Below are 24,627 nucleotides of genomic sequence, written 5' to 3'. Positions count from 1 at the left end.
CATCTCCATCCGCCTGCCTCACTCGGGCACGTCACGCATCAGTAGGATCGACGCCTACGCGAACGACGCCTACGCGAACGAGAACACGTCGCGGTACACGGGGGCGTCGGTGCCAAGGACGTATCACGTATCAATCGCGAAGGATGAGTGCATCGGTGAGCGTCGTCATCATCAAACGACCACCGCGGACAGTGCCACCGGCCGTCCCGGACGGCGAGGTCAAACTCGAGACGCCGCCCGAGATTCCGCGCGAGGGCGACGACAGCATGCTGATGAACATGCTGCCCATGATGGGCATGCTGGGTTCCGTCGCCTTCTTCTTCACAGCCGGCCAGTCCTACATGAAGGTCGTCGGCGGCCTCATGCTGGCCTCGACGGTGGCCATGATGGTCGCCCAGTTCGCCAAGGCCCGGCAGGGCCCGGGGGCGGGCATGGCCCAGGACCGGCGTGACTATTTCCGTTATCTGGAGCAGGTCCGCAAGGACGTGCACAAGACGGCGGAGCTGCAGCGGCGCAGCCAGTTGTTCCAGCACCCCGACCCGGAGCAGTTGTGGGCGGTGGCGGCGGACGGCAAGCGGCTGTGGGAGCGGCGCCCGAACGACGCGGACTTCGCGTCCGTACGGATCGGCCGCGGTACGCAGCAGCTGAACACCCCGCTGGTCGCCCCGGAGACGGCGCCCAAGGACGAGCTGGAGCCGCTGACCGCGGCGGCCATGAAGGCGTTCCTCGACGCGCACGGCAGTCTGCACGACCTGCCGGTCTCCATCTCGCTGCGTGCCTTCTACCACGTGACGATCTGCGGTGAGACCGACACGGTCTACGGCAACGCCCGCGCGACCCTGTCGCAGCTGGCCACGCTGCACTCGCCCGAGGACCTGATGATCGCCGTGGTGGCGCACCCCTCCGCCACGGCGGACTGGGACTGGATCAAGTGGCTGCCGCACAGCCAGCATCCGAAGGCCAAGGACGGAGCGGGTTCGACCCGGCTCCTCTTCGACGACCTCGGTGAGCTGGAGGAGGCACTCGCGGACCAGTTGGGCGATCGGCCCCGCTGGAACCGTGAGGCGACTCCCGTCTACGACCAGCCGCACCTGATCGTCGTCCTCGACGGCGGCACCGTGCCGCCGGACTCCGAGCTCGCCGGCACCGAGGGCCTCCAGGGCGTCACCTTCCTGGAGATCGCCCCCGGTGAACTGGAGGAGGAGCTGCGGGCCGGTCTGACGGCCTATGTGAAGCCGGACCGTATGCGCCTGTTCGTCGGCCACGAGTCCGCGTACACCGGCAAGCCGGATGTGCTGAACCCGGCGCAGGCCGAGTCCCTGGCGCGCCAGCTCGCTCCCTTCCGGGTCGGCTCCGCCGAGGAGGGCGAACCCCTTCTGTCCAACCTGGACTTCACGGACCTCATGGGCATCGGCGACGCGGGCACGGTCGACGTCTCGCGCACCTGGCGGCCGCGCACGCTGCACGAGCGGCTGCGGGTGCCGATCGGCGTCGGCGAGAACGGCGAGCCGGTCATGCTGGACCTCAAGGAGGCCTCGCAGGAGGGCATGGGCCCGCACGGCCTGTGCGTCGGCGCCACCGGTTCCGGTAAGTCCGAGGTGCTGCGTACGCTGGTGCTGGGTCTCGCGGTGACGCACTCCTCGGAGACGCTGAACTTCATCCTCGCGGACTTCAAGGGTGGCGCGACCTTCGCGGGCATGGCGGACATGCCGCACACCGCGGCCGTCATCACCAACCTCGCGGACGACCTCACCCTCGTCGACCGTATGCGTGACTCGATCATGGGTGAGACGCAGCGCCGTCAGGAACTGCTGCGCTCGGCGGGCAACTACGCCAACCTGCACGACTACGAGAAGGCCCGGGCCGCGGGTGCCGCGCTGGAGCCGATGGCCTCGCTGGTGATCGTGCTCGACGAGTTCTCCGAACTCCTCACCGCCAAGCCGGACTTCATCGACATGTTCATCCAGATCGGCCGTATCGGCCGATCGCTGGGCGTCCACCTGCTGCTGGCCTCGCAGCGCCTCGAAGAGGGCAAGCTGCGCGGTCTGGACACCTATCTCTCGTACCGCATCGGTCTGCGGACCTTCTCCGCCGCCGAGTCCCGTACGGCGATCGGTGTCCCGGACGCCTACCACCTGCCGTCGATCCCCGGTTCCGGTTATCTGCGCTACGACACCGACACCATGGTCCGCTTCAAGGCGGCGTACGTGTCGGGGCCGTACCACGGCGAGGGCCCCTCCCGGGTGAGCCGCTCGACGCAGCTGCGTCCGGCGGTGTTCACGGCGGAGCAGGTGGCGCTGCCGCCGCAGCCGGTGATCGAGGAGCCGGAGCCCGACAACCGGGTGGACGACGCGCTCGCCGACACCGTGCTGGACGTCCTCGTCGGCCGGATGATCAACCAGGGTCCGCCCGCCCACCAGGTGTGGCTGCCCCCGCTGGAGGAGGCGCCCTCGCTGGAGCAGCTCCTCCCCCAGCTCGCCGTCAGCCCGGAGCGCGGCCTCACCGCGCCCGACTACACGGCGCTCGGCCGGCTCAACGTACCGGTCGGCCTGGTGGACAAGCCGTTCGAGCAGCGGCGTGACGTGCTGTACCGGGACTTCTCCGGCGGTGCCGGTCACGGTCTGTTCGTCGGTGGTCCGCAGTCCGGCAAGTCGACGCTGCTGCGCACGCTCATCTCGTCGTTCGCGCTCACCCACACGCCGTCCGAGGTGCAGTTCTACTGCCTGGACTTCGGTGGTGGCGGTCTGATCTCGATGGAGGAGCTGGCGCACGTCGGCGGGGTCGCGAACCGTCTCGACGCCGAGAAGGTGCGCCGTACGGTCAGCGAGGTCGAAGGCATCCTGAACGCGCGCGAGGAGTACTTCCGCGCGAACAACGTCGACTCGGTCCAGACGTACCGTCAGCGCCGGAACTCCGGCCAGCTGCCGGACCAGCCCTGGGGTGACGTGTTCCTCGTCGTCGACGGCTGGGCCACGTTCAAGACGGACTACGAGATGCTCGAGGCCACCGTCACCGAGATCGCCACGCGTGGCCTCGGCTTCGGTGTGCACGTGATCCTCACGGCGAGCCGCTACACCGAAGTGCGGCCCGCGCTCAAGGACATGCTGCAGAACCGTATCGAGCTGCGGCTCGGTGACCCGACGGAGTCGGAGGTCGACCGCAAGGTCGCGCAGAACGTCCCCGCGACCGTCCCGGGCCGTGGTCTGACGCAGGACAAGCTGCACTTCATGGCGGCGCTGCCGCGCGTCGACGGCTCCTCGGAGACGGACGACCTGTCCGAGGCGACGTCGATCCTCATCCGCGGCATCAACGACAACTGGCAGGGCCAGCACGCTCCGGCCGTACGCCTGCTGCCCACGATGATGCCGGCGGACCGGCTGCCCAAGGGCTTCGAGCACCCGGAGCGCGGTCTGGCCATCGGCATCGACGAGTCGTCGCTGTCGCCGGTCTTCGTCGACTTCGAGACGGACCCGCTGTTCATCGTGTTCGGTGAGAGCGAGTCCGGTAAGTCCGCGATGCTGCGGCTGCTCGTCAAGCAGATCACCGAGCGCTACACGCCGGACCAGGCGAAGATCGTCATGGGTGACTACCGGCGCGCCCACCTGGAGGGGGTGCCCGACTCGCACCTGTCGCGGTACTGCGCCTCGGCGCCGGCTCTGACGGAGACGCTGGAGGGCCTCGCCGGCTCGATGCACCGCCGGATGCCCGGCCCGGACGTCACGCCCGAGCAGCTGCGCAACCGCAGTTGGTACAGCAGCCCGGACGCGTTCGTCATCGTCGACGACTACGACCTGGTGGCGACCGGCGTGAACCCGCTGGCCCCGCTGCTGGAGTACCTGCCGTTCGCCCGTGACATCGGTCTGCGCGTCATCATCGCGCGTGCCTCCGGCGGTGCGAGCCGGTCGCTGTACGAGCCGGTGATGCAGCGGATGCGCGAGCTCGGCGCCCAAGGCATCGTGCTCTCCGGCGACCGGGCCGAGGGCGCGCTGCTCGGCAACATCACGGCGACGCAACTGCCGCCCGGCCGTGGGTACTTCCACACGCGCCGTCGCGGTGGGCAGCTGATCCAGACGGGGTGGCTGCCGAACCGGTTCTGACCGGTACCCGAGGAACGGTCGGTCGAGCAGGAGGGGCGGTACCCGCGAGGGTGCCGCCCCTCTTCGTTGCCGGTGGGCGCGCCGTTAAGGTGGAGCCACGACAGAAATGACGAGCCACGGGGGGCAGTTGTGCCGTCGGACTACATGGACTCCGATCCTGAGGTACTGAAGACCGAGGGATTCCACATGTTCAACGCAGGTGTGGAGTTCTCCAAGGCCGTGCACAAGCTGACGACCGGCCTGACCGCCCTGGAGAAGGGTGACACCCCGCCGTGGGGTGACGACGACATCGGCGAGAAGTTCGGCGTCGTCTACGAGGGCCTGCGCGACGGCATGTACGACTCGATGGGCAGCCTGGCGGAGCGGATCGCCGGCATGGGAGCCGCCCTGGCCCGGATGGGCGTGGCCCACGAGCAGAACGAGGCCGCGCAGAACGACATCTGGAAGAAGACGATGGCCGAGTACGACGGTCAGGTGGAGGTTCCGCCGGGGGTCGCACAGGGCACTCTGCAAGCCCGGTCGACCAACTGATCCGCGACTGCGGCCTGCCCGACGGCCGTGATCCGCGACGGACGTGTGACAGGTCACTCGCGCCAGTAGGGTGAGACACACACTTCGTACGCACGTCAGGAAGAGGCCCAGCAGCATGACCGAGGCTACCGAGCCACAGAACATCGAGGTCGGGACTCAGGCCGAGGACACCAAGGCGCGCAAGGAGCGGGAGCGGGACGAGCTGTACGCCCTCGACATCTCGGGGGTCGAGTGGCACTGCGCGCCCGGCACCGAGGAGCACGAGGAGCGCGTCGAGATCGCGTATCTGCCGGAGGGGGCCGTGGCCATGCGGTCGTCCCTGGATCCCGACACCGTGCTGCGGTACACCGAGGCGGAGTGGCGGGCGTTCGTGCTGGGGGCGCGGGACGGGGAGTTCGATCTGGAGCCGGCGCCGCACAATGGTGGGGTGGGGGCGGAGTAGGGCGAGTCCGCGTATTCCCCGTGGAATCCGCGTAGAGGGTCTTACGGCCGCCGGCCATGGCAGCGGGCGGCGGCCGCTCTCTCAGAAACCGGCGCCCACGCCTCCGAACAACCTCGGCGGCCTGCAACGGACTTGTGACAGCAAACCCCTGAAGTCACCGGCAGGTGATTCCGTAAGCTTTGCGGACGGCTGTACTCCAGTGTGATTTCCCTTGGCTGGTGAGGGATGTGTACGGCCGTGAAGTCTGACGGGGGTGCTTTCCGCTGTGGCGATGATGTTGCCGGACGAGCTCGAGTGGGTCCTCGAGATGCTGGGCTACAAGTGGCCCACGGCGAACGAGGACAAGCTCAGAGACTGCGCCGCCGTGTGGCGCGAGTTCGGCGAGAAGGTCAACGAGCTCCACACCACGGCGAACGGCGCCGCCCGCCAGGTCACCGCGCACAACGCCGGTGAGTCGATCGACAAGTTCACCAAGACGTACGAGAAGTTCGACGGTGGCGGCGGCAACGACGGCTACCTGCGCAGCGCCGCCGAGGCCGCGTTCCTCATCGCGAACGTGCTGGAGGCCTGCGCCTACCTCGTCGAGTTCGCCAAGTGGGCGGTCATCGCCCAGCTCATCGCACTGGCCATCCAGATCGCCGCCGCCGCTGCCGCCGCGCCCTTCACCTTCGGTCTGTCCTCGGTAGCGGGAATGGGCGCCACCCAGGCCGCCCGCCTCATCGTCCGACGCCTCCTCGACGAGCTCAAACAAGCCCTGATCGAGGCGATCATCGAGACGATGAAGGAACCCGCGATCTCGGCGATCGAGGCGATCATCACCGACCTCATCCGCCAGACCGTCAACGTCGGCTTCGGCGCCCAGGAGGGCTACGACGTCGGCGCCACCCTCAAGGCCGGCGGCGAGGCAGGCCTGGACGCCCTCAGGCAGAGCCCGCAGACCTTCGCCGAGGGCGTGCGCGACAGCCTCGGCCAGAAGGCCGGCAGCCGCGCCCGGCACGCGATCGACAGCCGCATCGACGGGTACGACGGGCCGTCGGGGTCGGACTTTCCGGGGGGTGACACCGGTAGCGACTCCAGCAGCGGGTCGGAGAGTTCCAACTCCTCTTCGTCCGACTCCTCTTCGTCCGACTCCTCGTCCTCCGGTTCGACTTCCTCGGACTCGGACTCCAGCACCTCGACACGTTCGAGCAACGGCAACATCCCCGGCGCGAACATAGGCAGCGGCATTTCCGCCGACACGGGCGGCAACGACATCCCCGCCCCCAACATCGGCGCGGGCTCCGACTCCGGCTCCGGTCCGGGGTCCGACTCCGGGAGTCCGTCCTCCTCGGACAGCCCGTACGCAAGGCCGACGCAATCGCCGGCGTCGTCCCTGTCGGACTTCGACGACCCCTCACCCAGCGGGCCCTCGTCCAACGGCTCCGACTCCAACGGCTCGTCCAGCACTCCGAGCACGTCCGGTCCTTCGCACTCCGGCGGCGGCTCCCCCGTATCGGGCCTGTCGTCCCCGAGCCCGCAGTCCGCGCCCACGGCCTCGTCGTCCGGCGGTACGTCGTCCTCGCCGGGAGGCGGCTCGATCGGCACCCAGATCGACGGGCTGGCCGCCAGCGCGCCCACGCAGTCCAACGCGGCGCCGACGCCTACGGCGGACTCGTCTCCCGCCGGTTCCGGGGGCCGGTCGGACGGTGGCGGGTCGGGCATGCCTACGTCGCCCACGGCGCCTTCCACGGGGGGTGCGGTTCCGGGGGGTGGGCACCACAGCCCGGGCGGCTCTGGCGGCAGTCCGTCCGCTACGAGCCCGACCAGCCCGAATACCAACTCCGGCCCGGCGAGGAACCCTTCCGCCGGCACACCTGGCACGCCCTCCGCCACGGGGACAGGGCCTGCCTCCACTCCGAGCCCTACGTCACCTGCGACGCCTCGGAGTACGCCTGCCTCGACGCCGGGGGCCACCGCGTCCGCCACGGGATCCGGGCCTGCCTCCACTCCGAGCTCCACCACGCCCTCGACGACGCCACGGACGACGCCGTCGCAGACGCCGGGGACCACCGCGCCCGCCACGGGATCCGGGCCCGCCTCCACGGCAAGCCCAACGTCACCTACGACGCCCCGGAGTACGCCTGCCCCGACGCCGGGGACCACCGCGCCCGCCACAGGGACCGGGCCTGCCTCCACGCCGAGCTCCACCACGCCCTCGACGACGCCACGGACGACGCCGTCGCAGACGCCGGATCCCCGTACGTCCGGCGCCGACGGTCGGACTCCCGGTACGCCGGATAATCGCGTGCCGAACCAGAGCAATCCGAGCCAGACCACTCCTGGTACGACGCCAGGAGACCGCACGCCGCCTCGGAGTACGCCTGGCACCACGCCCGGCGACCGGACTCCGTCCCGCGACACGCCGGGCACCACACCGGGCGACCGCACGCCGAACCGGGACAACACCAGCACCACACCGGGCGACCGCACCCCGTCGCGTAACAACGCGGACTCGACCGGCACCCGTACACCCGGCCAGAACCCGAGCCCGACCACGCACTCGCCGGGGAGCCAGACCCCGAGTCAGACCACTCCGAACCAGAGCCCGGCGCAGTCGTCGCCATCCAGGACACCGTCCGCTACCACCGGCACGCCGACGACGACACCCGCCAACTCCTCCAACAACGGGTCCGACCGAGCCTCGACCCCGGGCAACAACCAGAACCCGTCGACACAGCCAGGCCGCGCCCACACGCCCGGCGCTCCGAACCAGCCGAGCGCCGACCCCGGCACCACCCCGCCCCGGCCACACCAGCCTGCGGGCAACACACCCAACACTCCGCCGAACCCGAACCCGACCCCGAAGCCGAACACTCCGCAACAACCCGCCGCGCAGTCCCCCCAGGCGGAGAACACGCGACCCGAACGGGATGACCGGGACGACCGGGATCGACAGCACCAGCAACAGCAAGTGACGGCAGTCCCGATCCACACGGTCGTCACGACCCCGGGTCCCTCGACGTCACCGTCACACGCGGACCCCACGCCCCAGAACCCGGGCTCGCCCCAGGCCACCCCCAACAACCAGAGCCAACCCCAGCAGGACAGCCTCGACGACATCCGCTCCGACCTGGACCACCAGCCGGGCGGCCTGTCCCAGCCCGACCCCGCCGACCAGCAGGCACTGGCCGACGCCGTCCCGCACAACGAGGACGGCACCCCGCAGCGCTTCCCCGACCCCTTCGGCCCCTACACCCAGCTCCAGAACGACGGCGGCAACACGGTCCCGGGACGCAGCAACAACTGTGCCGACTGCTCCCGCTCGTTCCTGGAGACCTGGTACGGCAACCCCCAGGTCTCCGCCCCGCGAACAGTCGACCTCGACGAGAACGGCAAGCACAACCCGTTCACCCCCGAGGACAACGCGAACGCCAACCAGATCCGCTGGACCGGCGCCGCCCACACCTATGCCGGACCCGGTGGCGACCCCAACACCGCCAACAACATCGCCTCCACCCTCCAGCAGGCCGGACCCGGCTCGGCGGCCATCGTCCAGGTCGACTGGCCCGGTGGCGGCGGCCACGCCTTCAACGTCGTCAACCACAACGGCAAGATCGTCTGGATCGACACCCAGAGCGGACAGGTCAGCGAGCAGCCACTCCACATCGACCAGGCCAAGCACGTCTGGCACATCCCGCTGGACGCCGACCGCAACCCCATCGACACCAGCAAGTCGGACGACAAGGATTCCGAGGACACCGAAGGCTCCAAGGACTCCGAGAACCAGAACGACGACGCGGCCCAGCCGGAGAACTCCGAGAAGGACGGGCAACCGGAGAACACCCAGAACCCGCAGGACGACGCGTCGGACGACACCCCGACGCAGGGCGACGGCAGCGACACGACAACCGAATCCCCCCAGCCGGCGGTCCCACCGTCCCCAGAGGCATCGGACAACGCGGACTCCGCGCAGCCGTCGACGGCCGACCCGAACTCGTCCGAGCCGGATGGCACACCCGACGGCCACGAGCCGTCCCCGGGGACACCGGACACCCCGGATCAGCAGTCACGCCCGGACGAGGGGACGCGCGCCGACTCCCCCACGGAAAACCGGCAATCGTCCACCGACACCACATCCGACGACGGCACGTCGGACGACAGCACGCGTCCTGCCCGAACCGCGACGGACGACCCGAACGATCCCAAGACCGACCGGGACACACCTCAGCAGAACACCACACCCTCGGACCCGCGTACAACGACCCCGCACCAGGAGAACGGGGACCCCCGGGCCACCGACCCACGCACCGCTGACCCTCGCACCACGGACCCGCGCACGTCTGATCCTCGCGTTCCTGACCCCCGGGCCACCGACCCCCGCACGTCCGAGCCCCGTACGTCCGACTCGCCTCGGGACACCCCCACGCAGAACAGGCCGGAGGCCGACGGGCGACCCGACAGCCGGCGGCCGGACACCACACAGCGGCCGGACGAGACGCGCACCGATCACGCCGGTGATCCGCGGTCGGAGAACCCGCACAAGGTCCCGTCCGAGACGCCGGACCAGCCCCGGCCTGAACCCGCCGACCAGCCGCCGGCGGACGGCCATCGCGACCGCCCGAGCGGCATGAACGAGGACTCCGCGGTCCCCGCCCGCGAGAGCCTGCCGGACGGCAAGAACGCCGACGCCGCCAACTACGTGAAGGAATCCGTCAACGGGAAGAAGCCGCTGTACGGCGACATCGCCTCCGAAAACCCGCAGCAGGCATCCCCGTCGGCGAGTCCCGAGCGGTCCTCCGGTCCGGCGGATCCGGCAGGCAATTCTTCGAACGACGACGTGGCGAGCCGTCGGCAGCGCGATCTGGACATGCTCGCGCGGGCCAATTCGAAGGATCCGAAGGACAAGGCCTGGTTCGAGAAGTACTACTACCCGAAGAGCGGCTACCGCCAGAGCGTGACAGCCCCTGCCGAGGACGGCCGTCCTGTCCCCCAGTTGCATCCCACCGGCGATCCCAACGCTCCTTGGATGCTGGCCAACGACGCACCGGATGCCGATCCGGAGTCGTACATCGACTCGGGCGAGCACAAGGGTAAACGCGAAGAGGAGATCTCCAAGAAGAACCTGGAGGAGCTCGACAAATACGCCAAGGCCCGCCAGGACGCCATCAACGCGGACCGGCAGCCGCACGTGGACCGGCAAGCGGCCAAGGAAGCGTACGAGAAGAACAAAACTCCCGAGAACCTGAAGAGGTTCCAGGAAGCCGACGCGAAACACAGTCCCCTCCACGGCAAGATGACGCGGGCGAGCGAGGACTATGGCGAGGCCGTCGCCGAGTTCCACGTGATGCCCCAGCATTTCGAGGACTACAACCGCGTCGACGATCGGGCCATGGGCAACAACCGGTTCGACCAGGTCTGGATAGATCCCGGCAAGAACCCACCCGAGTTCGTCGTCGTGGAAGCCAAGGGCTCCACGAACGCCGAGCTGGGCCAACGACGAGGTATCGCACCGGATCAAGGCTCCGACCAGGCCGCCTCATCGGGCAACCCCAGCCAGACGCAGGGTGACGGCGGGCAGAGTGGGGATGAGGCGGGCCAGGACAAGCCGAGCCCAGGCGTACCGAAGGTCCGGCAGGGGACTCGCGCATACTTTGAAACGATCTTGCAGGAGATGGAGAACCGCGCAGACCGCAACGAGGACAAGGCCACGACCGACGCCGAGTTTGAGGCCGCAGAGGGCGAGCGGAAGCTGGCCCGCGAGCTCAGGAAGGCCCTGAACGCGAACCCGTCGCGGGTCAAGTACATACTCGTCAAGGGAAACGCCTCCACTGCAGGCGAGCACCAGGGGTACGAGATGAAGCAGTTCGACATCAGAACGGAAGAAGAAAAGGAACGCCATGCAGATTCCGCGACATGAATTCCCGACGCGAAATGTCCTGAGGATTCTTGAAACCCGTACGAGGGACTTCTGGGAGGACGTTGAAGACCTACGGGACCAACCGTCGTGGTTCTCGAACATTCTGGCTTCCGCCATCAATCTTCTCGGCCGACGCTGTGTCGTGGACCCCGAGGCCGACAAGCTGGAGACGTGGGAGGCCTGTGTCACCGCCATGCAGGTCGGCTCCGCCCTCTTCGCATCCGCCCAGGCCACGACCGGCAGCATCGAGTACCGCATCGGTCACAAGATGCACACCATCCGCGCCGGCGCCCTGCCCCGCGCCCACGCCGGAAACTGGCTCAACGCCTTCTGGCTCGCCTGCATCTGCCGCGAGAAGAAGCGCATGACCGAACTCTGCCAATTCCCCACCTCGAAACTCCGGCAAGCCGACGGAGTCCTCGACGAATACATCTACGACTGGGTGGAAGCACTACAGGCCTACTGGCTCAAGCGCCCCGAATTCGGCGACAAGCTCGTGACCGCGGTGGAGAAAACCGACCCAGCCGCCCTACGACACGCCCCACGCGACGGCGTCCTCCAGATCATGTATCCCCCCATGAACCTCCTCACCCAGCTCGCCCGCGGCGACCAGAACAAGTTCAACACCGAACTGGCCAAAGCCCTGGAATGGCACAAGGACTACTGGACCCGCGACGAGGACCGCGCCCTCGACACGGAAGGCCTCGTGGCACTCGGCCCACTGGCCGTGTCCTGCCTCGCCGTTCAGGCCGGCTTCACCATCACCGTCGAATCCGAGTACCTGCCCAAGCACCTCCTCGAAGGAGCCTGGATCAACGAATTCCCCACATAGCCCCCCAGTCACACCCCCGGAAAGCAATGAGGAGGGCAGGAGGGCTATGCAGGTTCCACGTCATGAATTCCCCACGGGCGCTTTGCCTCAGGTGCTGAAGGTGCTCGCACGAAGGCTGGACGGTGAACTCGAGGACCTCAAGGAGAACCCCGAGTGGTTCGGGATGGCCCTGAGCTCGGCGACCACCGCCCTCGACAGGCGCTGCTCGGGGGATCCCGAGGCCGACAAGGTGGAGACCTGGGAAGCCTGTGTCACCGCGATGCAGATCGGCCACGCCCTCTTCGTCGCCGCCCGCGCCACGACACCCACAGTCGAATGCGAGGTCGGCCACGAGAAGCACGTCTTCCGTTCCGGCACCGGGCCCTGGGCCGACGCGGGGAACTGGCTCACGGCGTTCTGGCTGGCCTGCGTCTGCCGCGAGCGGCAACGTACGAACGACCTCTGCCAGGTACCCGTCTCCCTGCTGCGCGAAGCCGGCGGCTTCGAGGAGTACATGTACCTCTGGGTCGAAGCACTTCAGGCGTACTGGCTCAGGCAGCCGGAACTCGGCGACAAACTCCTCGCCGCCGTGGACGCCACCGACCCCGAGGTGCTCCGCCCCGCCACACGCAGCGCCGTACTGAACCTCATGTACCCGCCCATGAACCTCCTCACTCAACTGGTACGCGGCGACCAGGACCGCTTCAACACCGAACTGGCCAAGACCGTCGAATGGCACAAGGGCTACTGGACCCGCGACGAGGAACGAGCCCGCGACTCCGACGGACTCATCGCCCTCGGCCCCCTCGCCATCGCCTGCCTCGCCCGGGACTCCGGCTTCACCATCGACGTCGACTCCCCATACCTGCCCGAATGCCTCCTCGACGGCAGCTGGTACGGCGAGTTCCCCACTTAGCCAACGCACCAGCCGACCACAGCCCGAACAGCGAACAGGAGACCCATGGCTCCCGAAACGCCACCCACCACCCCGGACGAAGCCGTCCAGATCGTCCGCGCGCGTTACGCCCAGCCCAAGCTCCCCGACGGCACGCCCGCCGAGCTCAACGTCCACGAGTTCGACATCGGCTACCTGGTCTACGCCGTCTTCCCACCCAGCGTCGACGCCTCCGGCCGACCGCAGCCCGCCCCACCCGGCGGCGCCAAGATCGTGGTGTCGAAGGAGACCGGCGAGACCGTCACGGTCCCCAACTATCCGACCGAGCAGGCCATCGCCCTGTATCGCAAGAACCTCACACAGAACACCTGACGCCGGGAAGGCCCAGCCCAGGCCGCCCTCACGAGACCGCTCTCCCCTGACCGCCCACCACTCCAACCAGGACTGATACCCATGGCCGGCACCACCGATGGCTACGCACCGCATCCCTACATTGGCGGCCGCACGGCAGTGCTGCGTGCCCTCGCCGCCTGGCGGATGGAGTGGCCCGGCACCCCGCGCGTCCTGGTCCTGACCGGAGATCCGGGTAGCGGTCGCTCGCATCTGATCACCGGGTTCCTGATGCTCTGCGACCCGGAGTACCGCAAGCGGCTCCCCTTGGCCGACCTGGACCCGTCGACCGTGCCACCCGACCTGCCCGCACCCGCCGTACCGGGAGCGGCCGGGTTGACCGCGACCCAGGTGATCTGGCTTCTCGCCGATCATCTCGGCCTCGTGGCCGACGAGGTGTCGGACGTGTTCAGCGAGCTGGCCTGCCTCTCGGGCCCCGTGACCGTGGTCGTTCCGGACGTCGACCGGGCAGGACCGGTGCGTCCTGCGGGTGAACCGGACCGACTCCTGCGTGAGGTACTCAAGCCGCTCGCCGCCGTCGAGACCGTCCGCCTGCTCACCGAGATGCCTCGCCGGCTCGCGGACGAGTTCGCAGCCGGCCTCCCGGCCGGCACCGTCCAGGTGATCGATCTCGACGCACCGCAGTGGGCCGACCCTGAGGGCCTGGTGCGTCAGGCCGAGGCGCTGCTCGACCCACGACTCGGCGCTCCGGAGCTGCCGTTCACCACCGACGCGGCGACGCGACGGACTCTGGCCGAGGCGATCGGGCGCCGGGCCGGGGCCAATCCATTGACCGTGGAACTCGCCGTGCGCAGCGTCCTGACGGGTGGGGGCGTCGGCGTCGTAGCCACGCACGACGAGGCCTACCTCCCCTCGTCCGTCGGCCAGGCAGTCGACCTGCACGCCCGTCGCCTCGGAGCGGACCCGCAGACCCTGCGGCTCCTTCTGGCGCCCTTGGCCCTGGCGGAAGGTGACGGTCTGCCTGTCGGCCTCTGGGCGCGGCTCGTCAGCGCCCTTGCGGGCAAAGATATGAGCGAGATCATCGAGAGCAGTGGTGCGTTGTCGGAGCCGTTCGTCGAGTCGCTTCAGCCCGACAGGGACGCGGCAGGCGGCGGGCGCACGCTTGTCCGGCTGCTCCATCCGGCCATCGGCAGCGAGATCCGCGCCGGCCTGCCGAACGTACGCGCCGCCCAGACCCACATCGCGATGGCGCTTCTGGATGCCGTCCCGGAGCAGGACTGGAGCAAGGCGGATCCCTACGTCCGCGACTACATCGCGAGCCACACCCTCGAGGCGGGACTGCTGCCCCAACTCCTCACGGACCCCGGGTTGTTCGTCCATGCCGATCCGGTGCCGCTGCGCGCCGCCGTCGAGGTCGTACCGATCGAAGAACTCGGCGCACCGGCCCGTACGTACCTTCGTACGGCCCCCCTGCTGACCCGCACCCAGGCACCCGTCATCCGGCGCGCCGCCCTTCTGGAGAAGGCGTTCGTCGAGGACGGTCTGCCCGAGTACGCCGAGGCCATCCGGCACCGGCTCGGCCTCGACCTGCCCCGACAGACCGTGTGAGTCGGTCCGCGGCGCCCAGGACGCCGGTGACCGTCACCGTCCCCAACCACCCGACCGAGGCGGGCCATCGCGCCGTACGGAATCCAGCCCGGGGGGCCTGACCCGCTGGTGCGTGTGATCAGTGCGTGATCAGTACAGCGAGAACCCGCCGCTGTGCCGCCCCTGGTTCTTCTTCCCGGACTGCGCACCCTCACCCTCCGACCGCCTCGGCTCGGACGGGCCGGAGGCGGGGCCATCGCCTGCCAGCGGCTCGCCGTGCCTGACCTGGTCGCGCTCATCCTCCGACAGCGACTCCCACTGGCCGCGCAGGGATGTCAGGCCTCCGCTCAGGGCGCGGGACACCGCGGGGTCGTCCAAGGCGTCGCGCAGGGCGACGCGGCCGGAGAGCAGCTTCTTCGCCGCCTCCTGCAGCTCCTTGCCCGCACCCTCGGTCTCGGACAGCTTGCGCAGGGCGGAGTTCAGGGAACGGATCTGCTCCGGTTCGAGCGCCTCGTCGATCACACCGCGTTCCTGTGAAGAGCCGTGCGGGTTGGGTGAGTTCTCGGGCTTCCTGGTCATTCGCTTCTCCTCGACTCTCGACACCTGAAGTATCTCCCGTCACCCATGGGTACCCTGCGGGGCCCCGGTGGTCGAAGTGAAGAGGGCCGGGAGACCTTCGGGAGGGCGAGCCACCTGCTCCAGCATGCAGGCTCCGGGGCGCGGGCTCGGGGCTCGGGAGTGTCGAAAGGTAGCGTGTGCCCTTCAACTCTGCGTTGATCTTCATCCGTTCAACCGACCACGGGGTCTTCCGGCATGTCCACGCCTCCACCGCAGTACCAGAACCAGCCGCCGTACGGGCAGCAGCAGCCGTACGGCTACCCGCAACAACAGCAGGCTCAGTACGGATATCCGCAGCAGCCGCAGCCTCCCGGCGGGCCTCAGCGACCGCAGCCGGGAGGTCTGTTGCGGGCTGTGAAGTCGGCCGTCGTCGTCATCGCGGTGTTCGGCGCCGTCGGCTACTGGGTCTGGGACTACAACACCAGCCCGACCGGCGGCAAGGCGAAGGCGGAAGCTTCGGCGTCCGCGGCGGCCGAAGAGGCCAAGACGCACGATCCCGAGATCGGGGACTGCGTCAAGGTCGCGGACCCGCAGGGCGAGCCGCTGCCGACGGTCGTCGACTGTGGCTCGCCCGAGGCCGAGTACAAGACGGGTGCCCTTCTCCCCGGCCAGGGCAAGGAATGCTCTGCGGAGTACGACTACGGCATCCAGTACCGCAACAGCCGAGGCTTCGACTACACGTTGTGCTTCACCAAGGTCTGATCCTCCGCCCCTGAGCCGAACGGCCTGAGCCGGCCTTCGGCTCGCTGACGACAATCCGGGAGGTCAGGGCAGCGCGTCCGCCAGCGACGCACCCGCCGCCGCCAGAATGATCGCCATCATGGCCAGGCGGGTGCGTCCGCGACGCGCCAGCTCCACGCCGAGACCGGCGGAGGCGAGGCACAGGCCGTACACCACGGTTCCCACGCCGGTATGCGTACCGCTGCTGAGACGTCCCACGATCACGAAGAGACAGACCAGAACCACCAACGCCCCAGCGGCCATGAGCCCCACGCGAGCGCTCCGTGCCTGATGCGACCGCTGCGACGGCTGTCTCGCGAAGCCCGGATCCGGCTGTCTTGGGAAACTCGCCATCGATTCCTCCACGCCGGGCGGGATCGGACCGCCCTCACCGGCTGGCACCTGCGTCTGTACCTGTTCCGCGCCGAGTTCCCGGCCGTGCGTCGTCATGAGGAGGGAGCGTAGGTCAATTCGCTAAGCTCACGCACCATGTTGCCTTCGCACACGCCCTCTCCCGCGCCCGACGCCACGGTCATACGGACCGGCCGCCGCGGTGCCATGACCGGGCTCCCCTGCTCCGTCCTGCTCATCGCGATGGGCGCGGTCGGCGTCTTCGGCGCTGTCGTGATTGCTACCGGGAACCAGAAGGGAGCGTCCAGCCCGGCGGGTTACGCGGGCCTGGTCTTCATGCTGCTGCTCGGGCGCTCGGCGTGTGCCTCTTCGTCGTCAACTGGGCCAACCGCCGCACCCGGGTCCTCGTCGACGCCACCGGCCTGTGGGTCGAGAACGGCAAGCACCGCGCCGTCATCCCCTGGCAGGGCCTCGCCGGGGTCGGCCTGTACTGGAGCAGGTACGGCCGCCAGACCGTCTACTCCCTCGAACTGTTCCCCACCGGCCCCATCGACCGGGACGACCCAGTCCTGTGGACCCTCGTCCGCGACGAGGAGCCGCTGCACCCCGACCTGCCCCGCCTGCGCCACCGTCTCCCCTTCCCCGTCCCGTGCCGGCAGGAGATGGTCTCGGCGGTCCAGCAGTACGTCCCCCACCTCTGGCTCGGCGAGTCCGAGCGCGCCAAGGGCCACGTCGGGCAGCCTGACGTGAAGGGACACCGAGAGCGCACTCAGGGCCGTAGGCACTGAACGGCCGACCCCTGTCTCCGCGTCTGCGGACAACCTCGGCGGCCAAGAAAGCTACGAACAGAACAAAATCCCCGAGAACCTCGAGAAGTTCCAGAAATCCGATGCGAAACACAGTCCCCTCCGCGGAAAGACGACGCGGGCAAGTGAGGACTACGGAGAGCAAGAAACCACCTGAGTTCGTCGTCGTGGAGGCCAAGGGCTCCACGAGAGCCGTACTGGGCGAACGACGAGGGCTGCCGCCAGAGCAAACCCCGGACCAGGCCGTATCATCCGGCGACCCGAGCCAGAGGCCGGGCGACGGCGTACAGAACGAGAACGAGGCGGGCCAGGGCCAACCCTGGGGTGCCGAAGGTCCGGCAGGGGACGCGCCCTTACTTTGAGGCGATCCTGCATGAGATGGAGAAGCGCGCAAACAGTAACGAGGCCAAAGCCAAGACCGACTCCGAACTGGCGGCCGCGAAAGCAGAGATGAAGCTGGCGCGCGGCCTCCGCAGAGCCCGGACCCGTCGCGGGTCAAGTACATACTCGTCAAGGGAAACGCCTCCGAGGCAGGCGAGCACCAGGGCTACGAGATGTTCCAGTTCGACATCAGAACGTCAGCAGAGAAGGAACGCGATGCAGATTCCGCGACATGAGTTCCCGACGCGAAATGTTGCGTCAATGCTCGAATCCCGTGGTGAGTACCTCTGGGAGGACGTAGAAGACCTGCAGACGCAACCATCGTGGTTCTCGAACGTTCTGGCTTCCGCCATCGCTCTCCTCGGCCTGCGTTGTTCCGTTGACCCGGAAGCCGACAAACTCGAGACCTGGGAAGCCTGCGTCACCGCCATGCAGGTCGGCTCCGCCCTCTTCGCATCAGCGCAGGCCACGACCGGCAGCATCGAGTACCGCATCGGTCACAAGATGCACACCATCCGCGCCGGTGCTCTGCCCCGCGCCCACGCCGGCAACTGGCTCAACGCCTTCTGGCTCGCCTGCATCTGCCGTGAAGAGAAGCGCCTGACCGAACTCTGCCAGTTCCCCGTATCGCAGCTCCGGCAAGCCGACGGAGTGCTCGACGATTACATCTACAACTGGGTCGAAGCACTACAGGCCTACTGGCTCAAGCGCCCCGCATTCGGCGACAAGCTCGTAGCCGCGGTAGAAGGAACCGACCCCGCCGGCCTGCGGCACGCCCCGCGAGACGGCGTCCTCCAGATCATGTACCCCCCGATGAACCTCCTGACCCAACTCGCCCGCGGCGATCAGGACAAGTTCAACGCCGAACTGGAGAAAGCCCTCGAATGGCACAAGGACTACTGGACCCGCGACGAGGATCGCGCACTGAACACCGAAGGTCTCGTGGCCCTGGGACCGCTGGCCGTGTCCTGCCTCGCCGTGCAGGCCGGCTTCACCACTACCGTCGAATCCGAATACCTCCCGAAGCACCTCCTCGAGGGCGCCTGGGTCAACGAATTCCCCACCTAGCCCCCGACCACAAACCCCATGTGACAGCAAGGAAGGCGATGCAGATTCCGCGTCGTGCATTCCCCACGGGAGCCTTGCCTCAGGTACTGCAGAACCTGAAGGCACGACTTGAGGACGAGCTCGAGGACCTCCAGGAAGACCCCGAGTGGTTCGGGATGGCCCTGAGTTCGGCGATCGACGCCCTCAACAACCGCTGCTCGGGGGATCCCGAGGCCGACAAGGTGGAGACCTGGGAAGCCTGTGTCACCGCGATGCAGATCGGCCACGCCCTCTTCGTCGCCGCCCGCGCCACGACACCGACCGTCGAATGCAAGGTCGACCACAAAAAGCACGTCTTCCGCTCCGGCACCGGCCCCTGGGCCCACGCCGGGAACTGGCTCACCGCCTTCTGGCTGGCCTGCGTCTGCCGCGAACGGCAACGTACGAACGACCTCTGCCAGGTACCCGTCTCCCTGCTGCGCGAAGCCGGCGGCTTCGAGGAGTACATGTACGCCTGGGTCGACGCACTGCAGGCCTACTGGCTCAGGCAGCCGGAACTCGGCGACAAACTCCTCGCCGCCGTGGACGCCACCGACCCCGACGTACTCCGCCCCGCCACACGCAGCGCCGTACTGAACCTCATGTACCCGCCCATGAACCTCCTCACCCAACTGGTGCGCGGCGACCAGGACAAGTTCAACACCGAACTGGCCAAGACCATCGAATGGCACAAGGACTACTGGACCCGCGACGAGGAACGGGCCCGCGACTCCGACGGACTCATCGCCCTCGGCCCCCTCGCCATCGCCTCCCTCGCCCGCGACTCGGGCTTCACCATCGACGTCGACTCCCCCTACCTGCCGAAATACCTCCTCGACGGCAGTCGGCACGGCGAATACCCCACCTGATGCCCTATCAGGCCGCCTAGAAGAGCACGGCATTCACCAGCGCACAGACCCCACAGCCCAGCAGCCCACCGAACAGCAAGCCGAGGCCGGCGATGAACGTCCCGCGCCGCATGGGGCGGCCCGAGCGGCGGAAGGCGGCGCTCAGCGGGAAGAGCGCCACTCCGAACATGGTGGCGGCGACGAACCAGACCTTGACGGCCTCGACGTAGAACGAGGTGATGGTGCCGCGCCTGAAGTACCCCGTGTCGTCGCCCACCACCTGGAACTCGTCGCCCCGGTCGGCGTCCTCGTCGGGCTCGAAGTCCGCCACGTCGGAGCGGTGCCTGCCGTCATCGGAGCGGAAGGTGCCCGAGCACTCCACGTCGTCCCCGATGACGTCCCTGCCGCAACGCTCGACGGTGATCGTCCCTTGCGTGCCGCCGGACACCTTCGCCGGGCCTTTCTCGTAGCCCACACCGACGAGAATCAGGCTGAAGAGGAGGGTGAGAACGCCCAGCACTCCGGAGCCGATACGGCTGCCGACGCCCCGCTGTCCCGCGGCAGCGAGGCCGATGAGGTGTGGCCTCCGTGTTCCGGCCGTCCGCAGATTCCGCCCGCCGCTCGCGTCCGTCTTCAATGCCGTCCCGTTCTCCTACGTGGCGCCCGCGCCACCCCAACTGACTCAGGAGATCTTGGCGACGCCGGTTCATGCAGGTCAAGCCGGTCGAAGCGGCCTCGCGCCCCTTTCGCGGGCAACGGTGTGGGGGTTTCACGGCGCGTATCCGACACCTCTACACATCCACCACGTTCCCACCCCCACAGGCCGCCCTTCACGCAGCCCGCTCCGGCTCCGACGGCCCCCTCCTGATCTCACTGATAGCTTGCTGCTCCAGTCAGTTCACTCCGTGGGAATCCGATGACTCAGCCGCCGTTCCAGCCGCCACCGCAGCCTTCACAGCCTCCACAGCAACCGCAGGCCCCCAACAACCCCTACAACCAGCCCCCACCGCCCCAGCAGGCGCCGGGATTCGGCCCTCCGCAGCCCCCGATGCAGGCTCCGGGGCAACCCCCGATGCAGGCCCCCGGCCAACCGCCGATGCACCACGGAGCTCCGCCGCCGGTGCCGGGGCAGCCGCCTGTGCAACCGATGCAGCCGATGTATCCGATGCAGCCGGCACCGCCGTTCCAGGCGCCCCCCTTCGGGCAGCAGCCGAATGCCGGCGGTCATCCGGTCGGCGCGGTCTTCCTCGGGTTCTTCGCCTCGGTCATCGTCTCGATGCTCTACAGCGGTCTCATCCTGGCCACTTACGAGGACCAGACGCTCACGACGGCCAACACCCTCTACCTGGGCCACGCACTGCTGAACGGCGCGGTTGTCGGCTGCTTGATCGGTCTGGTGGGTCATCGCAACACCGGCGCCCACATCAGCGGAGCCGTCATCGCCGCGCTCGGCGCCTTCTTCGGCTACACCAACGCCCTTCCGCTCATCATCGCCGACCGCCAATCGCCCGCCGCCATCGGGGACATGATGGAGGCCGACCCCCTTATCCCGGCCAAGGCCTGGTGGAACAACGAGACCGACGGCGGGGTCGACTGGTTCTCCCCGCTGGGCCTCGTGCTCGCCGCGGCTGCCGCCTGGGGCCTCGCCTATCTCATCGGCAGCAGGCGCCGCCAGGCGTGACGACCGTGTTCACGTCCCTTTGATGTCTGTTCAGGTCCCTTTGTCGTCCGTTCAGGTGCCGGTCCGGGCGGCCACCGCCCAGGTGCCCGGTCGGTAACTGAACTGAACCCGCCTCAGCGGAAAACGGGGCTGTCGCCGAGCCCCGCCAGCGCCGCCCCGATGCAAGTGACCATCATCGCCCACCGCGTGTGACCGATCCGGCCGAGCACAAAACCCCAACCGCCGAGCGCCACACCCACGGCATACGTGGCCACCCAGACACCGAGCGCATCGCCCTGCCCGAGACGTACGACGATCAGGGCCAGGCAGGTGACGGCCACCAACCCGGCGAACCCCGCGTACATCCCCCGCGCCTGCCGCGCGTCCCGCCGCCCCTCCTCCACGAGCTCCGACCGGCCCTGAGCCCGGAACCCCGCCCGCAACTCGTCCGTACTCGCACCGGAGGACAGAGGGCGCCCGCCCGACCTGGCCGATCCGTCCGACCTGTTCGCCGCGTTACCGTCGTGCGTCGTCATGGCAACCGAGCCTATCGGTCGACGGCCACCCTCGGGCGGCACGCCGATCGCTACGAGCCTTCGAGATAGGCCAGTCCCAGCATCAACGGCAGCGAGACGAGGGCGAGTCCGAACGCCGTGGCCGACATGGCCGTGCGGACTTCCCGTTTGCCACGAATTCCCAGGTAGGCGGCGATCAGCGGGAGGACGGCACTCAACAGGAAGCTGAATCGCCAGCCGTTGTCTCCGATGAGGAAGATCATGAGGCCCCAGGAGGCCGGCACGGACGCGACGCTCAAATAGCACGACCGTGTGAGGAAGCGCTCCAGGTCGTCGGTCCCGCCAAAGAAACTCATCGATCCCTACCTCTTTGTCCGCTAAACGGCCCGGTGGTCGTAACCACTCGTGCCCACCTCGGGAAAACCGTCCGCCGCCGAGAACCCGTTGATGGCCGCCGACGCGGCCAGGGCGATCCCGCTCAGCGCCATCGCGAACCTGTCGAACGTCATGGCCGCCTCCGACCACATCTGCATGAGCCGTAGAGCCTGTGCCGCGGCCAGCGCGAACATGCCCGCCGAGGCGACCTGCCCACCGACCGGGATCGCGTTGACAGCCCACGCGGCGGCCATGTTGACCATCCAGGTGATGAGCAGATCGCAGAACGACACCAGGAACGACTTGAGGAATTCAGCGAGCTGAAACGCCAACTGCGCGGCCTGCGCGTAACACTGGCGCAGGGATTCGAAGGTCTCCTTGATCTCGTCCAGCTTCTTGCTGAACTCGTCGAAGTACACGGTGGCGGCATCGGCAGCGTTGCCGTTCCAGCTGAGACCTACGGTCTGATTGCCCTTGCGCACGTTGTCGGCCACCGCGTCACAGAAGGACGCGAGATTGGCCCATACGTCGGCACAGTCGTTGTACTTGTTCCAGTCCCCGAACACCCAGTTCGTGCAGACGGCGAAGGGGTCGAAGTCGAAGAGCAGCTTGGACGCCTCCACGGCCATCGCCGAAGGGCTGCCGATGTCGAGCGCGGTGCCGAGCGTCTTCTGCACCGGACTCATCTGGAACTCGTCCGCGTGGCCCGAGGCGTACTTGACGAAGGGATTGTTGCTGTCCCCGTCCGGCGGCTTCAGCGTCTCGCCCGCGTCGCTGGCGTCCTTGAAGTCGTGCGGGTCTCCCCCGGAAGCACCGGCCGGCGCCTTGGAACCGGGATAGGTGGCGTCGAGCTTGGCCGCCTCGTCGTGGTCCGTCGCCCGGTAGTACTTGGCCGAGCCCGCCAGTTCCTTCGTGGAGGAGTCCAGTACGCCCCGGACCTTGCCCAGGGCCTTCTTGGCCTCGCTCACGTACTGGTCGTGCTCTCCCGCGACCAGGTCGTAGAGGTCGCCGCCGCCCTTCTCGATCTGCGCGTGCTGGCCGACGTACTGGACGGCCTTCTCACCGCTCTCCGCGGCACGCCCCATCAGCTTCGAGAAGCCGTCGAGCGCGTCGGGATTCACATCAAAGTCCACACTTCCCCCATCACCTGCTGCCGCTGACCCGTCGGCCGTACGGCCGGACCGACCGCGGCCACAGCCGACAGCCACCGCCATGACCACAGTCACAGCCACGGCCGACGGCCACGGCCACGCGTGGCCGGCGTCGGCTCAGTACAAGGACCAGCCGCGCCCGTCATGACGCGACTTCGTGTCGGACCGGTTCTCGGACTCCGCGCGCCGTCGCTCCTCCTCGAGCTGCCGCCGCTCCTCCTCGAGCCGGTGCTGCCCCTCCGCGGCGAGCTCCTCACGCTCACGGTCGGACATGGCGGCCCACTTCTCGGCGAGCGGAGCCGACTGCTGCACGGCCTCCTCGGCGTACGCCGACACATTGGCCGCCTCGCGCAGCCCCATACGCCCGGAGAGGACCTCCTGGGCCATCTCCTTGAGCGCATTGCCTCCCAGCCCCGACGCGAGATGCTCCAGGGACTGCCGCAGGATCTTTGCCTGTGCGGGGTCCTGCTGGGTCATCTCCAGGAATTCGGAGTCGTCTACGCGCTTGTCGGAACTGTCACGGGCGCTGTCCAAGGGATACCTCATCGGGAGGGTCGGCGTGTCTCGACCGGCGTGAACCTACCAATGCACTTGCGAACGCTTCAACACTCGGCCCGGGAGCGGATCGATTCACCTATGCCCGCAATTCCGTAATTCCGTGAATTCTTTCCCGGTCAACCAGGAATCGGATCAAGATGGCTCAATCTGACCGGAAACGCCGACGCGATTCGGCTCCAGCCGTGACCCCAGAAGTGGACCGAACACCACGAACCGTCGGCAAAGCCGATCTCGTGGTCACCGCCCGCCACATCGCTCCGGTCGCGGACATAGCTCACATTGCGAAGTTCAGTGACCCATCCCACCTCGACCGGGCCGCGCACGCCGGTGAAGGAGCGGGCGCGGGACACGTACACGAGTTGGAGGCGGCGGTCGGTCAGCTGGAGCATCACAGCCGTACTGTTCCTGGTCCGAGGGAGGAGGGCGCGGGCCATGTCGCCGGCCATGCTGTCCCAGCCGCCGTGGAAGGGCTCACCTGGCCTGTTCGGCTTCTTCGGCTCACGCCACATGACTGCCTCGAAGAAGGCCTCGATCGGATTCCAGTTCATGGCGCACAGTCGCGCGATCCCGTTCACGGGGAGCATCAGCCAGCTGCCGAGCGTGCGGCGCTCGGATCGCAGAGCGCGAGGGCGGCGGAAGTAGCCGGGCCGCGGCGCCCTGGCTGCCAATGAGACGGCGTGCTGACCGACCAGCACGTCCCCCGCCGGCACCATCGGCTTCGCCCTGTCGGCGGGCGTTTCTTGGTCGCGGCCCACCCTGCTCACCGAAAGAGGCCTCTCACGCTGCACATGATCATTGCCATGAATGTAGCGCACGGGCCTTTGCTGTAGGCGTGCGGGGCTTTGCTTGCCCGGGTGTGTGAGGGGCGTGAACCTCCGGAAGGCGGGGGCCTGTTGGGCGTACGACTCACCCTCCATGCTGGGGACGCCTTCCCGGGACGCCTTGCTG

21 protein-coding genes are annotated in these 24,627 nt (G+C 68.2%); 13 read left to right on the top strand and 8 right to left on the bottom strand.

Annotated elements, in window-relative coordinates; genetic code table 11:
* Positions 1-155 precede the first annotated feature (155 nt).
* The 8 genes from eccCa (at position 156) to ACZ4UU_RS08885 (ending at position 14,631) form a co-directional block, all read left to right on the top strand.
* On the top strand, positions 156-4,097 hold the full coding sequence (gene eccCa / locus ACZ4UU_RS08920) for a type VII secretion protein EccCa (protein ID WP_468037820.1): 3,942 nt from the start codon (positions 156-158) through the stop codon (positions 4,095-4,097).
* 144 nt (positions 4,098-4,241) lie between these two features.
* Positions 4,242-4,628, top strand: a complete 387-nt coding sequence (locus ACZ4UU_RS08915) for a hypothetical protein (protein WP_468037818.1) — start codon at positions 4,242-4,244, stop codon at positions 4,626-4,628.
* A 115-nt stretch (positions 4,629-4,743) separates the two neighbouring features.
* Positions 4,744-5,070 carry a DUF397 domain-containing protein gene (locus ACZ4UU_RS08910; RefSeq protein ID WP_468037816.1) on the top strand — a complete coding sequence of 109 codons (327 nt, stop codon included), beginning with the start codon at positions 4,744-4,746 and terminating at the stop codon, positions 5,068-5,070.
* Positions 5,071-5,341: 271 nt separating this feature from the next.
* Positions 5,342-10,966: a toxin glutamine deamidase domain-containing protein gene (locus ACZ4UU_RS08905; RefSeq protein ID WP_468037814.1), complete on the top strand. Its 5,625-nt coding sequence runs from the start codon at positions 5,342-5,344 to the stop codon at positions 10,964-10,966.
* Between the two features lie 142 nt (positions 10,967-11,108).
* Positions 11,109-11,798 carry an immunity 49 family protein gene (locus ACZ4UU_RS08900; protein WP_468037812.1) on the top strand — a complete coding sequence of 230 codons (690 nt, stop codon included), beginning with the start codon at positions 11,109-11,111 and terminating at the stop codon, positions 11,796-11,798.
* A gap of 100 nt (positions 11,799-11,898) precedes the next feature.
* Entirely contained in the window at positions 11,899-12,693 is a 795-nt protein-coding gene (locus ACZ4UU_RS08895; RefSeq protein WP_468037810.1) for an immunity 49 family protein, read from the top strand.
* A gap of 45 nt (positions 12,694-12,738) precedes the next feature.
* On the top strand, positions 12,739-13,044 hold the full coding sequence (locus ACZ4UU_RS08890) for a hypothetical protein (protein ID WP_468037808.1): 306 nt from the start codon (positions 12,739-12,741) through the stop codon (positions 13,042-13,044).
* Positions 13,045-13,125: 81 nt separating this feature from the next.
* Complete coding sequence (locus ACZ4UU_RS08885) at positions 13,126-14,631, top strand: ATP-binding protein (protein WP_468037806.1); 1,506 nt, start codon at positions 13,126-13,128, stop codon at positions 14,629-14,631.
* Between the two features lie 129 nt (positions 14,632-14,760).
* Here ACZ4UU_RS08885 and ACZ4UU_RS08880 read toward each other — a convergent pair whose 3' ends face one another.
* On the bottom strand, positions 14,761-15,189 hold the full coding sequence (locus ACZ4UU_RS08880; RefSeq protein WP_468037804.1) for a hypothetical protein: 429 nt from the start codon (positions 15,187-15,189) through the stop codon (positions 14,761-14,763).
* 234 nt (positions 15,190-15,423) lie between these two features.
* Between ACZ4UU_RS08880 and ACZ4UU_RS08875 the strand changes: the two genes are divergently transcribed.
* The gene (locus ACZ4UU_RS08875) at positions 15,424-15,930 is read left to right on the top strand and encodes an LppU/SCO3897 family protein (RefSeq protein ID WP_468037802.1); all 507 of its coding nucleotides are present in this window, start codon (positions 15,424-15,426) and stop codon (positions 15,928-15,930) included.
* 63 nt (positions 15,931-15,993) lie between these two features.
* Here the strand turns inward: ACZ4UU_RS08875 and ACZ4UU_RS08870 are convergent, their stop codons facing one another.
* Positions 15,994-16,398 (bottom strand): hypothetical protein, encoded by a 405-nt coding sequence (locus tag ACZ4UU_RS08870; protein ID WP_468037800.1) that lies wholly within the window; start codon positions 16,396-16,398, stop codon positions 15,994-15,996.
* A gap of 260 nt (positions 16,399-16,658) precedes the next feature.
* Between ACZ4UU_RS08870 and ACZ4UU_RS08865 the strand changes: the two genes are divergently transcribed.
* The 3 genes from ACZ4UU_RS08865 (at position 16,659) to ACZ4UU_RS08855 (ending at position 19,441) form a co-directional block, all read left to right on the top strand.
* Complete coding sequence (locus tag ACZ4UU_RS08865) at positions 16,659-17,087, top strand: hypothetical protein (protein ID WP_468037799.1); 429 nt, start codon at positions 16,659-16,661, stop codon at positions 17,085-17,087.
* Positions 17,088-17,747: 660 nt separating this feature from the next.
* Complete coding sequence (locus tag ACZ4UU_RS08860) at positions 17,748-18,554, top strand: immunity 49 family protein (protein ID WP_468037798.1); 807 nt, start codon at positions 17,748-17,750, stop codon at positions 18,552-18,554.
* 74 nt (positions 18,555-18,628) lie between these two features.
* Positions 18,629-19,441 carry an immunity 49 family protein gene (locus ACZ4UU_RS08855; protein WP_468037797.1) on the top strand — a complete coding sequence of 271 codons (813 nt, stop codon included), beginning with the start codon at positions 18,629-18,631 and terminating at the stop codon, positions 19,439-19,441.
* 16 nt (positions 19,442-19,457) lie between these two features.
* On the opposite strand, the gene ACZ4UU_RS08850 is transcribed toward ACZ4UU_RS08855, so the two are convergent.
* Complete coding sequence (locus ACZ4UU_RS08850) at positions 19,458-20,057, bottom strand: hypothetical protein (RefSeq protein WP_468037795.1); 600 nt, start codon at positions 20,055-20,057, stop codon at positions 19,458-19,460.
* 528 nt (positions 20,058-20,585) lie between these two features.
* On the opposite strand from ACZ4UU_RS08850, the gene ACZ4UU_RS08845 reads away from it, so the two are divergent.
* A complete protein-coding gene (locus ACZ4UU_RS08845; RefSeq protein WP_468037793.1) occupies positions 20,586-21,101 on the top strand; it encodes a hypothetical protein in 516 nt (171 codons plus the stop codon).
* 113 nt (positions 21,102-21,214) lie between these two features.
* Here the strand turns inward: ACZ4UU_RS08845 and ACZ4UU_RS08840 are convergent, their stop codons facing one another.
* The 5 genes from ACZ4UU_RS08840 to ACZ4UU_RS08820 form a co-directional block, all read right to left on the bottom strand.
* Positions 21,215-21,616, bottom strand: a complete 402-nt coding sequence (locus ACZ4UU_RS08840; protein ID WP_468037791.1) for a hypothetical protein — start codon at positions 21,614-21,616, stop codon at positions 21,215-21,217.
* 50 nt (positions 21,617-21,666) lie between these two features.
* Positions 21,667-21,951 carry a hypothetical protein gene (locus ACZ4UU_RS08835; RefSeq protein WP_468037789.1) on the bottom strand — a complete coding sequence of 95 codons (285 nt, stop codon included), beginning with the start codon at positions 21,949-21,951 and terminating at the stop codon, positions 21,667-21,669.
* Positions 21,952-21,972: 21 nt separating this feature from the next.
* Positions 21,973-23,103, bottom strand: a complete 1,131-nt coding sequence (locus ACZ4UU_RS08830) for a WXG100-like domain-containing protein (RefSeq protein WP_468037787.1) — start codon at positions 23,101-23,103, stop codon at positions 21,973-21,975.
* Positions 23,104-23,238: 135 nt separating this feature from the next.
* A complete protein-coding gene (locus tag ACZ4UU_RS08825; RefSeq protein ID WP_234764928.1) occupies positions 23,239-23,655 on the bottom strand; it encodes a hypothetical protein in 417 nt (138 codons plus the stop codon).
* Between the two features lie 140 nt (positions 23,656-23,795).
* Positions 23,796-24,494 carry a hypothetical protein gene (locus ACZ4UU_RS08820; RefSeq protein ID WP_468037785.1) on the bottom strand — a complete coding sequence of 233 codons (699 nt, stop codon included), beginning with the start codon at positions 24,492-24,494 and terminating at the stop codon, positions 23,796-23,798.
* Positions 24,495-24,627: the final 133 nt, after the last annotated feature.

The organism is Streptomyces sp. NPDC028907 (assembly GCF_055564995.1).
The sequence above is the reverse complement of the archived record's forward strand: the minus strand, read 5'-3'. Positions and strand labels throughout refer to the sequence as shown.